The organism is Nonomuraea sp. NPDC050383, from assembly GCF_044459125.1.
Taxonomy (GTDB): Bacteria; Actinomycetota; Actinomycetes; order Streptosporangiales; family Streptosporangiaceae; genus Nonomuraea.
Map to the genome: position 1 here is coordinate 279,424 of NZ_JBITIP010000003.1, position 12,991 is coordinate 292,414.

General features: G+C 72.0%; 11 protein-coding genes and 1 riboswitch. Of the genes, 4 read left to right on the forward strand and 7 right to left on the reverse strand.

Annotation, left to right across the window (positions count from 1 at the left end):
* Positions 1–2: 2 nt before the first annotated feature.
* The 4 genes from ACIBG4_RS09580 to ACIBG4_RS09595 form a co-directional block, all read right to left on the reverse strand.
* Positions 3–2,588 (reverse strand): L-aspartate oxidase, encoded by a 2,586-nt coding sequence (locus tag ACIBG4_RS09580; protein WP_397201441.1) that lies wholly within the window; start codon positions 2,586–2,588, stop codon positions 3–5.
* Positions 2,589–2,682: 94 nt separating this feature from the next.
* Positions 2,683–3,036, reverse strand: coding sequence for a hypothetical protein (locus ACIBG4_RS09585; protein ID WP_397201442.1), 354 nt, complete (start codon positions 3,034–3,036; stop codon positions 2,683–2,685).
* Between the two features lie 9 nt (positions 3,037–3,045).
* The gene (panC, locus tag ACIBG4_RS09590) at positions 3,046–3,915 is read right to left on the reverse strand and encodes a pantoate--beta-alanine ligase (RefSeq protein ID WP_397201443.1); all 870 of its coding nucleotides are present in this window, start codon (positions 3,913–3,915) and stop codon (positions 3,046–3,048) included.
* On the reverse strand, positions 3,906–4,796 hold the full coding sequence (locus tag ACIBG4_RS09595) for a Rossmann-like and DUF2520 domain-containing protein (protein ID WP_397201444.1): 891 nt from the start codon (positions 4,794–4,796) through the stop codon (positions 3,906–3,908). The genes panC and ACIBG4_RS09595 overlap by 10 nt, the downstream gene beginning before the upstream one ends.
* 516 nt (positions 4,797–5,312) lie before the next feature.
* Here ACIBG4_RS09595 and ACIBG4_RS09600 point away from each other — a divergent pair.
* Positions 5,313–6,275, forward strand: coding sequence for an SAM-dependent methyltransferase (locus ACIBG4_RS09600; RefSeq protein WP_397201445.1), 963 nt, complete (start codon positions 5,313–5,315; stop codon positions 6,273–6,275).
* A 34-nt stretch (positions 6,276–6,309) separates the two neighbouring features.
* On the opposite strand, the gene ACIBG4_RS09605 is transcribed toward ACIBG4_RS09600, so the two are convergent.
* Positions 6,310–7,500 carry a cytochrome P450 gene (locus tag ACIBG4_RS09605; RefSeq protein ID WP_397201446.1) on the reverse strand — a complete coding sequence of 397 codons (1,191 nt, stop codon included), beginning with the start codon at positions 7,498–7,500 and terminating at the stop codon, positions 6,310–6,312.
* Positions 7,500–8,237, reverse strand: coding sequence for a TerC family protein (locus tag ACIBG4_RS09610; RefSeq protein WP_310708043.1), 738 nt, complete (start codon positions 8,235–8,237; stop codon positions 7,500–7,502). The genes ACIBG4_RS09605 and ACIBG4_RS09610 overlap by 1 nt, the downstream gene beginning before the upstream one ends.
* A 130-nt stretch (positions 8,238–8,367) precedes the next feature.
* Positions 8,368–8,483, forward strand: a riboswitch (SAM riboswitch).
* A 44-nt stretch (positions 8,484–8,527) separates the two neighbouring features.
* Between ACIBG4_RS09610 and ACIBG4_RS09615 the strand changes: the two genes are divergently transcribed.
* Complete coding sequence (locus ACIBG4_RS09615; RefSeq protein WP_397201447.1) at positions 8,528–9,850, forward strand: aminotransferase class V-fold PLP-dependent enzyme; 1,323 nt, start codon at positions 8,528–8,530, stop codon at positions 9,848–9,850.
* 3 nt (positions 9,851–9,853) lie between these two features.
* Here the strand turns inward: ACIBG4_RS09615 and ACIBG4_RS09620 are convergent, their stop codons facing one another.
* A complete protein-coding gene (locus tag ACIBG4_RS09620; RefSeq protein WP_397201448.1) occupies positions 9,854–10,564 on the reverse strand; it encodes a DoxX family protein in 711 nt (236 codons plus the stop codon).
* A 146-nt stretch (positions 10,565–10,710) separates the two neighbouring features.
* On the opposite strand from ACIBG4_RS09620, the gene ACIBG4_RS09625 reads away from it, so the two are divergent.
* Positions 10,711–11,856, forward strand: coding sequence for an NADH-quinone oxidoreductase subunit D (locus ACIBG4_RS09625; protein WP_397201449.1), 1,146 nt, complete (start codon positions 10,711–10,713; stop codon positions 11,854–11,856).
* Complete coding sequence (locus ACIBG4_RS09630; protein ID WP_397201450.1) at positions 11,853–12,989, forward strand: acyltransferase; 1,137 nt, start codon at positions 11,853–11,855, stop codon at positions 12,987–12,989. Before ACIBG4_RS09625 ends, ACIBG4_RS09630 begins: the two co-directional genes overlap by 4 nt.
* The last annotated feature ends 2 nt before the right edge of the window (positions 12,990–12,991 follow it).

A 12,991-nucleotide genomic window follows, 5' to 3' on the forward strand; every position in this document is an offset into this window, starting at 1 on the left:
GTTTACCCCCGTAGGTCCAGTGCGATGTCCAGGGCCGGCGCCGAATGGGTGAGCGCTCCCACCGCAAGGTAGTCGACGCCAGTTTCGGCCACAGGACGCGCCGAATCCAACGTCAGGCCGCCGCTCGCCTCCAGCTTCACCAGATCGTTCCTTCTCGCCGTGTTTTCCGCACTCGTCCGATTTTGGGCCATGCTCGTACGATTTTGAACCATTTGTACGGCAATGGCGATCTCTTCGACAGTGAAGTTGTCCAGCAGGATCTCCTCGGCCCCCTCCTGCAGCACGGGGCCGAGCTGGTCCAGGCGGTCCACCTCCACCTCGATCGGCAGGTCCGGGTACCTCTCGCGGACCGCACGGAACGCCTCGGCGACCCCGCCCGCGGCCACCACGTGGTTGTCCTTGATCAGGGCGGCGTCCGAGAGGGACATCCGGTGGTTGACGCCGCCGCCGCAGCGCACCGCGTACTTCTCCAGCGCGCGCAGGCCCGGCAGCGTCTTGCGGCTGTCACGCACGCGCGCCTTGGTGCCGCTGACCGCCTCCACCCACCTCGCGGTGAGCGTGGCGATCCCGGACAGGTGGGTGAGCAGGTTCAGCGCGGTGCGCTCCGCCGTCAGCAGGCCCCTCGTCGAGCCCTCCACGGTCATCAGCACGTCGCCCGCGCGCACCCGCTCGCCGTCCTTGGCCCGCCGCTCCGCGTGGGTGGCGCCCAGCCGTACGAACACGGCCTCGGCGGCGGCCAGACCCGCCACGACGCCGTCGGCGCGGGCCACCACGTCGGCCACGGCGCGGGCCTCCGCCGGGATCGTCGCCAGGCTCGTCACGTCGCCGGCCTCCTGGAGGTCCTCGGCCAGCGCCCGGTCGATCAGCGCGTCCACCTCGGCGGGGTCGAGCCCGGCGGCGCCCAGCTCCTGCGCCAGGCGCGGCGGCAGCCCGTCGGCGTGCGGGGTGTAGGTCATCCTCAGGCCCTCCTCGGTCAGGGTCACGTCCAGGTGGCCCAGCCATTCGTCGTCGTCCCGCTCGGGGAAGTCCTCACGCCAGTGGGACCCGCGCGTCTCCAGCCGGGCCGCGGCGGCGGCGGTGAGCACGGTGGCGACCGTGAGCAGGTTCGTCGCCTCCCACGACTCGGTGCAGGGAGCCACCTGGACCGGGGTCCAGCGGGCGTCGCGCAGCGCCCGCGCCGTGGCGGCCAGCGCCTCGCGCTCGCGCAGCACACCGGAGCCACGGCTCATGTGGGCCTGGATCCGCGCCCGCACCCGCGGGTCCACCAGCCCGCCCCGGTCGGCGCCGCTTCCCTCTGCCGGGTCGGCGGCGGTCCGGCGGGCGCGGGAGGCGGCGTGGACGTCCTCGGCGATGCGCTCGGCGAAGACCAGGCCCTCCAGCAGCGAGTTGGAGGCCAGCCGGTTCGCGCCGTGCACGCCCGTGCAGGCCACCTCGCCGCACGCGTACAGACCCTCGATGGACGTACGGCCTGACAGGTCCGTACGGACGCCGCCGCTGGCGTAGTGCGCCGCCGGGGCGACGGGGATCAGCTCGGTGGCCGGGTCGATCCCGTGCTCACGGCAGAGCGCGTCGATGGTGGGGAAGCGCGTGGCCCACTTGTCCGCGCCGAAGTGCCGGCCGTCCAGGTACACGTGGTCGCGGCCCGTCTCGCGCATCGTCCGCGTGATGGCCTTGGCGACGACGTCGCGCGGCGCCAGGTCGGCCAGCTCGTGGACGCCCCGCATGAACGCGTTGCCCTCGTGGTCGACCAGGAACGCCCCCTCCCCGCGCACCGCCTCGGAGATCAGCGGCTGCTGGCCCGTCGAGCCCTCGCCGAGCCAGAGCACCGTCGGGTGGAACTGGACGAACTCCAGGTCGCGGAGCACGGCCCCGGCCCGGAGCGCGAGCGCCACGCCGTCGCCCGTGGAGACGGCGGGGTTCGTCGTGGCCGCGTACACCTGGCCCATGCCGCCGGTGGCCAGCACCACGGCCCGGGCCCGCACGGCGCCCACCCCGTCGCGGGCGCCCTCACCCATGACGTGCAACGTCAACCCGGCGGCGCGCCCCCGCGCGTCCTTGATCAGGTCCAGCACCAGGGCGTGCTCGATGATCTCGATCGAGGCGGCGCGGACCGCCTCGGCCAGGGCCCGCTGCACCTCGGCGCCGGTGGCGTCGCCGCCCGCGTGGACGATGCGGTCGCGCCGGTGGCCGCCCTCGCGGGTGAGCTGGAGCTCGCCGTCCGGGGTGCGGTCGAACCGCGCGCCGCGCCCCATCAGGCGCCGCAGCGCGCCGGGGCCCTCGGTCACGAGCGTCCGGACGGCCCGCGCGTCGCACAGGCCGACGCCGGCCAGCAGGGTGTCGCTCAGGTGCTCCTCGGGGGTGTCGGCGGGATCGAGCACGGCCGCGATGCCACCCTGCGCCCACCGGGTGGAGCCGGAGGACAGGACGTCCTTGGTGACGACGAGGACCTTGGCGGCGGGGTCGAGCTCGGTGTGGCGCAGGGCCACGGTGAGGCCGGCGACGCCGGAGCCGACGACGACCACGTCCGCCTCGACCTCCCAACCGGGAGCCGGAGCCGTCAACCGCAGGGGAATCGGCGGGGTACTCATGGGGTCTCCTCGTTCGAGGTGCTTTCGTCAGAATGACGATAACCCCTCCCCGTCGATGCGCCGCCCACGGGGGTACCCCTTCCGGGGGCGGCGGTCAGGGCCGCCGGTTCGCCCGTACCCGGTCCTCCAGCCCGGCCAGCTGGCCGGGCTGGGCCTCGCCGCGTCCGGCGGCGTCGGCCATGGCGGCGCGGAAGTGGCGTTGCAGCTCGGGCGCGGCGTCGGCCTGCTCGGCGAGGAGGCAGGCCGCCCGCGCGGCGTCCTCGCCCACCTGCGAGATCAGCGGCCAGCCCTGGCTGCTGACCACGGACATGAGCCACACCGTGTTGTCCTCGTCCACGGCGGCGCACCGGTCGGCCCAGCCGGGGTCGGACACGTGGCGGGGGTCACGCGCCTCCCGGTCGACGCGCGTCCGGCGGAGAAGTTCGTCCCGTAGCTCGTCGTCGGTCATCCCATGACGCTACGAGTCGGTGATCTGATCCTCAAGGGGGTCGAGCGTGAGAATCACGTTGTCGATCAGGCGGGTGTTCCCGACCTTGGCGGCCACGGCGAGCACGGCCTCGCCGCTGTACGACTCGTCCACGGGGGTGAACGTGGCCGGGTCCACCAGGACGACATAGTCCAGCGCGAGCTCGGAGGCGGCGGCGTCGAGCACGGCCCGCGCGGCCGCGAGCACCTTCGACGGCGCGGTCTCGGCGGCGCCCGCCCGCAGCGCCCGGGACAGGGCCAGCGCCGAGCCCCGCTCGACGGCCGACAGGTAGCGGTTGCGGCTGGACAGAGCCAGGCCGTCGGGCTCGCGGACCGTCGGCGCGCCCACGATCTCGACCGGCACGTCGAGGTCGCGCACCATCCGCCGGATGAGGGCGAGCTGCTGGGCGTCCTTCTGCCCGAAGACGGCGAGGTCGGGCTGGACGAGGTTGAACAGCTTGAGCACGACGGTGAGCATGCCGTCGAAGTGACCGGGCCGGCTGGCGCCCTCGACGACCTCGCCCATGGCCCCCGACGAGACCCCGACCTGGCGCTCGGGGTCGTACATGGACTCGACGGACGGCGCGAACACCACGGCGGCGCCCTCGGCCCGGCACACCTCCAGGTCCGCATCGAATGTACGGGGATAACGCGAAAAATCCTCGTTAGGGCCGAATTGGAGCGGATTGACGAAGATGCTGACCACGACTCGGTCCGCCCTCGCCCTGGCCTCCCGGATGAGCGAGCGGTGCCCCGCGTGCAGCGCGCCCATGGTCGGCACCAGGGCCACGCTCTCCCCGCCGTCCCAGTCGCTCCGGGCCTTGACCAGGTCGAGGCGGTCCTTGGCGACGATCAGGTCCATATGTTCCCTCCGAGCGCGTCGAGCAGGCGCTCGGCCTCCTCGGGCTTCAGCAGTCCGGCGGCGAGTGCGCGGTCGGCGGTGAGCCTGGCCAGCGCGACGTAGGCGTCGGCGGCCTCGGGCGCCGCCAGGATGAGCGCGTCGACGTGCCGACGCACGGTGCCCGCGTCGCCGCGGACGACCGGCCCGGTCAGGCCGGAGATGCCGAGCCGGAGCACGTTGTCGAGGGCCGCTCCGAGCAGCGGCCCGAGCATCCTGCCGGGGTGGTCGACGCCGATGCGCCCGAGCAGCTCCGACGACTCGGCGATGAGCGTGACCATGTGGTTGGCGGCTCCGGCCAGGGCCGCGTGGTAGAGGGGCCGGTCGGCGTCGGCGATCCAGACGGGCTCGCCGCCCATCTCGATGACCAGCGCCTCCGCGATGGGCCGGAGCGTGTCGGGCGCGGTCACGCCGAACGAGCAGCCGGTGATGCGGCTGAGGTCGTCGTCGCGGCCGGTGAAGGTCATCACGGGATGCAGCGCGAGCGGCAGCGCGCCGGCCCGGGAGGCCGGCTCCAGCACGGACAGCCCGTACGCGCCGCTGGTGTGGACGAGCAGCTTGCCGCGCAGGTCGACGCCCGCCTGGGCGAGGCCGGCCACGAGGTCGGGCAGCGTGTCGTCGGGCACCGTGAGCAGGATCAGCTCGCCGGCGGCGACGACCTCGTCGGGCGGCGACGGGCTGAGCCCCAGCCGCTCGGCGGCCCAGCGCTGCGAGGTGTCGGAGACCCCGCTGGCGGCGACGATCCGGTGTCCGGCGTGCGCGAGCGCGGCGCCGAGCGCGGAGCCCACCTTTCCTGCCCCCAGCACGCCCACGGCCAGCCGTGCCGGGCGATCGCCTGCGTTCATGCGTTCCCACCCCTGTCGACCTGATGGCCTGCCGCCCAGCGTAACGGCCGTGCGGGACTGCCTACGTGATCGGGGTTTTGCCGCATGTTGAGTTAGCGACAAATGGGACAAGGGAAGCAAAAGGAGGCGTACTTCCTGTCGGAAGAGATGAGGAGAGGGTCCACCCGCACGGTCACGGGCGCCGGATCACCGACCGGACCCGGCACCCGCGCCGGTGTGCGAGCCCCTTGGAGGTGCGCGCTCCTGGCCGCCCATCCGCCGACTGGCCGGCCGGGGAACTGGAGCTCGGGCAGGCCGCCATTGGCCGCCCGAGCTCCGCGTCACCCGGCGCCGCCACGCGCTTCCGACCCCTCCTCCGTGCCGGCCGCGCCCGGCGGCACGCCGTGCCCCGCCGCGAACGTGTCGCGGATTTGTACGGCTGCCCTGGCGACGGGCAAAGGTTAGCGCAAGGCGGTGACAAACGGTAGCGTGACGATGACCGTCCGTGCCACGGCTGGATCATGAGATAGTCCAGTCATGTGGCTCACCTGGCGTGCGGCGACGGAGCGCGCGCTCTACGGCGAGGACGGCTTCTACCTCCGCGAGCGCCCTTCGGGTCACTTCCGCACCTCGGTCAGCGCCACCCCCGCCTTCGCCGACGCGGTTCTCGCGCTGCTGACGGAGACCGACGCCGGGCTGGGCCACCCGCCCGTCCTCGACCTCGTCGACATCGGGGCCGGCGAGGGCCTGCTGGTGCGGCACGTGCTGGAAGCGGCGGACCCGTCGCTGCGCCGGCGGCTGCGGGTCACGGCCGTCGACCTCTCCCCCAGGCCCTACGGCCTGCCACTCACTGTCACCTGGACCTCCGCCCTGCCGGACGTCATCACGGGCGTGGCGATCGCCAACGAGTGGCTCGACAACATCCCGGTGGACGTGGCCGAGCGGACCTCGGAGGGGACGCGGCTGGTCATGGTGGACACCCGTACCGGCGAGGAGCGGCTTGGCGGCCCCGTGAGCCCCGAGGACGAGGCGTGGCTGGCACGCTGGTGGCCGCTGCCGTGCGTGGGGTGGCGGGCCGAGATCGGCCACCCGCGTGACGCCGCCTGGGCGGCGGTCGTCGGGCGCCTCGCCGGGGGTCTGGCGGTGGCCGTTGATTATGCACACCCTGTGGATAACCGTCCGCCCCGGGGGACGCTGACCGGCTACCGCGACGGCGCCGCCGTGGCCCCCATCCCCGACGGCACATGCGACATCACCGCGCACGTCGCGCTCGACGCGTGCGCCGAGGCCGGCCTGCGGGCCGGTGCGATATCCACAACCTTGTCCACACAACGCGCCGCGTTGCGGGCATTGGGGATCACTGGGACACGTCCGCCGATGGACCTGGCGCGGCGCGATCCGCGTGCCTACCTCCGGGCGCTGGCGCGCGCCTCGGAGGAGGCCGAGCTGATCGATCCCGGAGGGCTCGGTGGCTTCGGCTGGCTCGCCCAGCGCCGCTGACCGGGTCGTCCGCACGTGCCCGGGAGGGGAAGGCTCAGGCGGCGCGGAGGTCCAGGGAGCGCAGCCCCCGGATGACGTACCCGGGCTTCCAGGACGGCTCGCTGACCAGCTCCAGCTCGGTCGTGCGGTCCAGCAGCGCGCCGAACGACTCCACCATCTCGATGCGGGCCAGCGGAGCCCCCAGGCAGAAGTGGATGCCCGCGCCGAACGAGATGTGCGGGTTGTCGGCCCGTCCCAGGTCCAGCCGGTCCGGGTCGTCGAACACGTCAGGGTCCCGGTTGGCCGAGCCGAACAGCAGCGCCACCTCCGACCCGCGCGGGATGCGCGTGCCATGGACCTTGATGTCCTCCAGCACCCAGCGCTCGAAGAGCTGGAGCGGCGTGTCGTAGCGCAGCAGCTCCTCGACCGCCGTGGGCAGCAGGGACCGGTCCGCGCGCAGCCGGGCGAGCTGGTCCGGGTGCCGGAACAGCGACCACCAGCCGTTGCCCGTGCCGTTCACGGTGGCCTCGTGGCCGGCGTTGAGCAGGAGCACGCAGGTGCCGGCCAGCTCGTCCTCGGTCAGCTCGTCGATGCCGGCCAGCGCGCTGATCAGGTCGTCGCCGGGGTCGGCGGCGCGCTCGCGGGCCAGCGCCTTGAGGTAGCCCTCGAACTCCTCGGCCGCGCGCACCGCCGCGTGCTGCGCCTCCGGCGTGGGGTTGAGCTCGTACATGCCGCACATGTCGGCCGACCAGGGGCGCAGCAGGTGACGGTCCGACTCGGGGATGCCCAGCATCTCCGCGATGACCGTCACCGGCAGCGGCTCGGCGACCTCGGCGATGAGGTCGCCGCCGCCCTTCTCCACGAACGCGTCCACCAGGCTCCCGGCGACCGCCCGCACGCGGGGCCGCAGCGACTCCACCATGCGCGGCGTGAACGCCTTGGACACGAGCCGCCGCAGCCGGGTGTGCAGCGGCGGCTCGACTTCGAGCATGCCGTTCCGGCTGACCCTCCAGAACGGCTCCTGGAAGTCCGGCTCGGGCGTCCTGCCGAACTCCTCGTGCGTCGCCACGTGAAGGTAGGTCCGGCCCAGGCGACGGTCTCTGAGCAGGGCGTTCACGTCGGCGTGCCGGGAGATCAGCCACTGGTCGGTGGGCTCGTAGTAGGTCACCGGGTCCGTACGGCGCAGCTCGTCGTAGACGCCGTACGGGTGGGCGACGAAATCCGGATTCCGGGGGTCAAAGCGCACTACTGCATCTTAGGAGGCTCCTCCGAGGTCGCGAGCTGCTTGGAGTGGCGGCCGCGCATCCTGATGTTCAGGAGCTCCACGATGACGGAGAAGGCCATGGCGAAGTAGATGTAGCCCTTCGGGATGTGCTGACCGAGCCCCTCGGCGACGAGGACCACCCCGATCAGCACGAGGAACGCCAGGGCCAGCATCTTGATGCTCGGGTGCAGGTCCACGAACCTGCTGATCGGTCCCGAGGCGAACAGCATCACCAGCACCGCCACGATGACGGCCGCGATCATGACGCCCAGCTCGTCCACCATGCCGACGGCGGTGATGACCGAGTCCAGCGAGAACACCACGTCGAGCACCATGATCTGCAGGATGACCGAGACGAACGAGGTGGCCACGCGCTTCTTGCCGTCCTCCTCCTTCAGCTCCATGCTGTGCCCGATCTCGGTGACGCTCTTGGCGAGCAGGAACAGCCCGCCCAGCAGCAGGATCAGGTCGCGCCCGGATATCTCCTGGCCGAAGACCTCGAACAGCGGAGCCGTCAGCCGAACCACCCACGACAGCGCCAGCAGCAGGAGCAGCCGGCTGACCAGGGCCGCCCCGAGACCGAGCACGCGGGCCCTGTCACGCTGCTCGGGCGGCAGCTTGCCGGCCAGGATGGAGATGAAGATGATGTTGTCGATGCCTAGGACGATCTCCAGAGCGACAAGGGTGAAGAACCCTATCCAGATCTGAGGGTCGGTCACCCAATCCAGCATCTGCTTACCTCCACATTTCGGTCGGGGACGGCCGGTTTCCCAGGTCCAACGAGTCGGGTGCCGAGGAAGTTCGCGAGGTTGCGATTCATCGGGGACTGTCGGTTATAGTTCGGACGTAGGTCATGAGTGCCAGCACGAAGCCCCGGCTAGCTGGCCGGCAACCCTCGCGTCCGCGGCGGGGTGCCCCGGGTGAAGACCTGGTCCGTCACGAGGTGTGGCGGGCAAGCGCGGGCTCCGAGGTTGCTCCAGGGGTCCGATGGCCCTGCAGGAGGTTCGCCTTGTCCACGTTGAGCATCTTCGGCTCCGCCCCCGCCCAGTCCGCCGCCGGCGCGTCCGCCGGTACGTCGCATCCGCGTGGCCACCGGCCGATCCCGGCCGTGCTCGGCGCCGATCTGGAGGTGCCGGTCAGGGGCGGGCGGCTCGTGGGGTACGCCAACCTGGACTACGCCGCCAGTGCTCCCTGTCTGGAGCCGGTCAGCGCCGCGGTCACCGCCGCGCTCCCGGCCTACTCCAGCGTCCACCGCGGCGCCGGCTACGCCTCCCAGCTCACCACCGCCCGGTACGAGCAGGCGCGCCACACGGTCCGCGCCTTCGCCGGCGCCCGTCCCGACGACGCGGTCATCTTCACGCGCAACACCACGGACGCCACGAACCTGCTGGCCGGCTGCCTGCCCGCCGGCACCACGACTGTCGTGTTCGACACCGAGCACCACGCCTCGCTGCTGCCGTGGAAGAGGGTCGTGCGGCTCGCCGCGCCCGCGTTCCCCGGTGAGGCCGTCCGCGCGGCCGACGAGGCGCTGGCCGCCGTGGACGGACCCAAGCTGCTCGTGGTGACCGCCGCGTCGAACGTCACCGGCGAGCTGTGGCCGATCGCGGCGCTGGCGCACATCGCGCACCGCCACGGGGCGCGCATCCTCGTGGACGCCGCCCAGCTCGTGCCGCACCGTCGGCTCAACCTGACGGCGCTCGACCTCGACTACGTGGCCTTCTCGGGCCACAAGCTGTACGCGCCGTTCGGGGCCGGGGTGCTGATCGGGCGCCGCGACTGGCTGGCCGCGGGCGAGCCGTACCTGAAGGGCGGCGGAGCCGTGCGGTCCGTCGCGCCGGGCGAGGACGGGATCACCGAGTGGCACGACGACCCCGAGCCGCGCCACGAGGCCGGCACACCGAACGTGCTGGGCGCCATCGCGCTGGCCGCCGCCTGCGACGCGCTCACCGCCACGGGCTGGACGGCGCTGGTGCGCGAGGAGGAGCGGCTGATCGCGCGGCTGCGCACCGGACTCGCCTCCATCGAGGGCGTACGGGAGCTGTCGCTGTGGGGGCCGGACCACCCGCGTGTGGGCATCGTGTCGTTCACCGTGGACGGGCTCACGGCGCGCGAGGTCGCCGAGGCCCTGTCGGGTGACTACGGCATCGGGGTGCGCGACGGCAAGTTCTGCGCGCACCCGTTCGTCCGGCACCTGCTGGGAGAGACCGATGGCGGCTGCGAGGACGGCACGGCGTCGGCGGTGCGGGCCTCGATCGGCATCGGGACGACCGAGGAGCACGTGGACCGCCTCGTCGGCGCCCTGCGCGACCTCGCCGCCCGCCGCCCCGCCTGACCGTCACCGGTTGGGTGGCTTGCGGTGCTCGTCGTTGAAGAGCGCGTCCAGGTCGCTCATGTCCTGGTCGCTGAGGTTGCCGGGCCGGTGTGAGCCGTCGTCCGGAAGGTGCTGCCGGGGCGCCGTCGTGTCCTCCGCGGGCGTGCTCCTGGGCATGGGCTGCGTCGGCGGCGCGGGCTGGGATTCGGCAGGCGGGGCAGGCGCCGCCCTGGTGGGTTCGGCAGGCGCCGCCCTGGTGGGTGCGGCAGGCGCGGCTCCTGCGGACGCGCCGGCCGTCTCCTGCGCGGCGTGACGGTGCTCGGCCTTGCGCCGGTACCAGTGGGTGAGCACCTGGTCGACGCTCGCCCGCCCGCCTCCCAGCACGAGCAGCAGCAGGCACACCGACCCCAGTGCCCCGACGAGCTCCCAGCCCCCGCTGGAGCTCAGGATCCCATGCCCGCGGTGGACGAACACGAAGGCGCCGCCGAGCACGACGAGCAGCGCCACCGCCGCCGGCCGCACCAGCAGGCCGATGATCAGCAGGATGCCCCCCACGGTCTCCACGGTGGCCGTGAACGCGGCGGCGAGCTGCGGCAGCGGCACTCCGCTCTGGCCCATCATCTTCGACACGGCCCCCAGACCACCCTGCCACTTCTGCAATCCGTGAGCCACGAAGATCACGCCGATCACGATCCGCACAATGAGCGCGGCCAGATCGAACATCACTCTCTTCATGGTGATTCTCCCCCCATTTGCTGCTATATCTCCCCGCCGTCCGGTTTGGCGATGCGCGTCCATACCGTTCCTTGACCGACCCCGACCGGACGGGGCCGTCCACCCCGCGCTGGATCACCACGGCGACCGGTGGCAGCATGGGCCCTATGACGGAACGCGTGGTCGGCATCGGCGCGGGCGCGAAGGAGCTGGCGACCGAGGACATGATCCTCAACATCGGCCCGCAGCACCCGTCGACCCATGGCGTCCTGCGGCTGCGCCTCACCCTGGACGGCGAGCGCATCGCCACGGCCGAGCCGATCATCGGCTACATGCACCGGGGCGCCGAGAAGCTGTTCGAGGTCCGCGACTTCCGGCAGATCATCATGCTGGCCAACCGGCACGACTGGCTGTCCGGCTTCGCCAACGAGCTGGGCGTGGTCATCGCGGCCGAGCGCCTGCTCGGCATGGAGCCGCCCGTCCGCGCCGTCTGGGCCCGCACGCTGCTGGCCGAGCTCAACCGGGTGCTCAGCCACCTGATGTTCCTCGGCTCCTATCCGCTGGAGCTCGGCGCGATCACCCCCGTCTTCTACGCCTTCAACGAGCGCGAACGCATCCAGGGCGTCATGGAGGAGATCTCCGGCGGCCGCATGCACTACATGTTCAACCGGGTCGGCGGCCTCAAGGAGGATCTCCCGTACGGATGGCTCGACCGGGTGTCGGAGGCGGTGGCCGAGACCCGGCGCCGCGTCCCCGACATCGAGGACCTCATCCTCGGCAACGAGATCTTCCTGGCCCGCACCAAGGGCGTGGGCGTGCTCGGACGCGAGCAGATCATGCAGTACGGCGTCAGCGGCCCCATCGCCCGCGCCTCCGGCGTGGACTTCGACCTGCGGCGCGACCAGCCGTACCTCGCCTACCCCGAGCTGCCCGTGAAGGTCGTCACGCGTGGCGCGGGCGACTGCCACTCCCGCTTCGAGGTGCTGCTGGAGCAGCTCAAGGTCTCCCTCGACCTGGCCGACGCCTGCGTGGAGCGGCTCCGCTCGCTGCCGCCCGGCCCCATCAACCAGCGCCTGCCCAAGGTGCTGAAGGTCCCCGAGGGCCACACGTACGCCTGGACGGAGAATCCCCTGGGCATCAACGGCTACTACCTCGTCTCCAAGGGCGACAAGACGCCGTGGCGGCTCAAGCTCCGCTCCGCCTCGTACAACAACATCCAGGTGCTGCGCGAGATGCTGCCCGGCCAGCTCGTGGCCGACATGGTGGCCATCCTCGGCTCGATGTTCTTCGTCGTGGGCGACATCGACAAGTGACCACCCCCGAATCCCCGGCTCCCCCGGCCGCCCCCCGCGACAAGTACGTCGACTTCCTGCGCGCGCTCAGTCTCATCGTCGTCGTTCTGTGGCACTGGGCGTTCACGATCCTGCAGTGGGAGCCCGGCGGGCCGGAGCCCACCAGCCCGCTCGGGTTCACCTCGGGGCTGTGGATCCTGACCTGGCTGCTCCAGGTGCTGCCGCTGTTCTTCTACATCGGCGGGCACGTCCACCTGCTGTCCTGGAACCGGGCCAGGCAGCGCGGCGTCGGCATCGGGGCGTTCGTGTGGCGGCGTATCCGCGCGCTGGCCGTCCCGGCGCTGGTCCTGTCGGGCGTGTGGACGGTCGCCGGCGCCGTCGTGACGTGGGCGTTCGGCGTCGACTGGATGTGGCGGGTCGTGCTGCTCGTGCTCAGCCCGCTGTGGTTCCTCGGCGTCTACCTGGTGCTCATCGCGCTGCTGCCGGTGGCGCTGTGGTTGCACCGGCGCTACGACGTGCTGGCGCTGATCTGGCTCGGCGGCGCCGCGCTGATCGTCGACGTGGTCCGCTTCCGGTACGGCGTGGAGTGGGCGGGCTGGCTCAACATGATCGTGGTCTGGGGGCTCGCCCACCAGGCCGGGTTCTTCTACGACCGGATCGTCATCCTGCCCCGCCGCTACGACGTGGGCGTGCTGTGGACCGGGCTGTTCGCCCTGTTCGGACTGGTCTACTCCGGCATCTACCCCGGGTCCATGGTCGGCGTGCCGGGCGACAAGTGGTCGAACATGGCGCCGCCCACGTTCGTCATCGTCGCCCTGCTGATCTTCCAGATCGGGCTGGTCGAGGTGCTGCGGCCGTCGATGGAGCGGGTGCTGGAGCGGCCGGGCTGGCGGCACGTCAACGCCACGATCAACCGCTTCGCGCTGCCGCTGTTCCTCTTCCACACCACTGGGATGGCGATCGCGCTGGGGGTGTCGTGGTGGCTGTTCGGGACGCTGGGCGCCAAGGTGCCGCCGGACCTCAAGTGGTGGCTGGAACGCCCCATCGCCATCCTGGGACCGCTGGTCTGCACCCTCCCGGTCCTCTTCCTCTACAACCGCCGTCCCCGCGCCGAACAATTGCAGGACAAAAGTTCAACACGGCGGCATTCTTGAGG

What these genes read in the sequence shown, in the direction of transcription:
- ACIBG4_RS09580 (WP_397201441.1), bottom strand. Translation starts at nt 2,588, where the DNA reads ATGAGTACCCCGCCGATTCCCCTGCGGTTGACGGCTCCGGCTCCCGGT.
- panC (WP_397201443.1), bottom strand. Translation starts at nt 3,915, where the DNA reads ATGGACCTGATCGTCGCCAAGGACCGCCTCGACCTGGTCAAGGCCCGG.
- ACIBG4_RS09625 (WP_397201449.1), top strand. Translation starts at nt 10,711, where the DNA reads ATGACGGAACGCGTGGTCGGCATCGGCGCGGGCGCGAAGGAGCTGGCG.
- ACIBG4_RS09620 (WP_397201448.1), bottom strand. Translation starts at nt 10,564, where the DNA reads ATGAAGAGAGTGATGTTCGATCTGGCCGCGCTCATTGTGCGGATCGTG.
- ACIBG4_RS09600 (WP_397201445.1), top strand. Translation starts at nt 5,313, where the DNA reads ATGTGGCTCACCTGGCGTGCGGCGACGGAGCGCGCGCTCTACGGCGAG.
- ACIBG4_RS09595 (WP_397201444.1), bottom strand. Translation starts at nt 4,796, where the DNA reads ATGAACGCAGGCGATCGCCCGGCACGGCTGGCCGTGGGCGTGCTGGGG.
- ACIBG4_RS09585 (WP_397201442.1), bottom strand. Translation starts at nt 3,036, where the DNA reads ATGACCGACGACGAGCTACGGGACGAACTTCTCCGCCGGACGCGCGTC.